Origin of the sequence: Microcoleus sp. B3-D2 (assembly GCF_036705345.1) — a bacterium.
In the GTDB taxonomy this organism is placed as follows: Bacteria; Cyanobacteriota; Cyanobacteriia; order Cyanobacteriales; family Microcoleaceae; genus Microcoleus.
This window is the reverse complement of the sequence record NZ_JAUBUG010000180.1, coordinates 950-1,738: the sequence shown is the minus strand read 5'-3', so window position 1 is coordinate 1,738 and position 789 is coordinate 950. Positions and strand designations below refer to the sequence as shown.

Sequence of the window (789 nt, the reverse complement as noted above, 5' to 3'; positions counted from 1 at the left end):
CGCTCAGCAGGTGTTGGCGATCGGGCGAGAAATAAAAGACCGCCAAAGCGAGGCGGCGGCTCTGGGAAATCAGGGAATTGCTTACGATTCCCTCGGCGACTACGCCAAAGCGATCGACTACGCTCAGCAGGTGTTGGCGATCGGGCGAGAAATAAAAGACCGCCAAAGCGAGGCGGCGGCTCTGGGAAATCAGGGAACTGCTTACCGTAACCTCGGCGACTACGCCAAAGCGATCGACTACGCTCAGCAGCAGTTGGCGATCGCGCGCGAAATAAAAGACCGCCAAAGCGAGGGGGCGGCTCTGGGAAATCAGGGAACTGCTTACCGTAACCTCGGCGACTACACCAAAGCGATCGACTACGCTCAGCAGTTGTTGGCGATCGCGCGAGAAATAAAAGACCGCCAAAGCGAGGGGGCGGCTCTGGGAAATCTGGGAATTGCTTACTTTTCCCTCGGCGACTACGCCAAAGCCATCGAGTACCAACAGCAGTCGTTGGCGATCGGGCGCGAAATTAAAGACCGCCAAAGCCAGGGGAGAGCTCTGGGAAATCTGGGAATTGCTTACCTTTCCCTCGGCGACTACGCCAAAGCGAGCGAGTACGCTCAGCAGGTGTTGGCGATCGGGCGAGAAATAAAAGACCGCCAAAGCGAGGGGGCGGCTCTGGGAAGTCTGGGAAGTGCTTACCGTAACCTCGGCGACTACGCCAAAGCGATCGAGTACGCTCAGCAGCAGTTGGCGATCGCGCGAGAAATTAAAGACCCCCAAGGCCAGGGGGCGGCTCTGGGAAA

The 789-nt window shown here is 58.0% G+C and carries 1 protein-coding gene; it reads left to right on the top strand.

From position 1 onward, the window contains the following. On the top strand, nucleotides 1–789 hold a 789-nt coding region (locus QUB14_RS28540), incomplete at both ends, for a tetratricopeptide repeat protein (protein WP_333297474.1).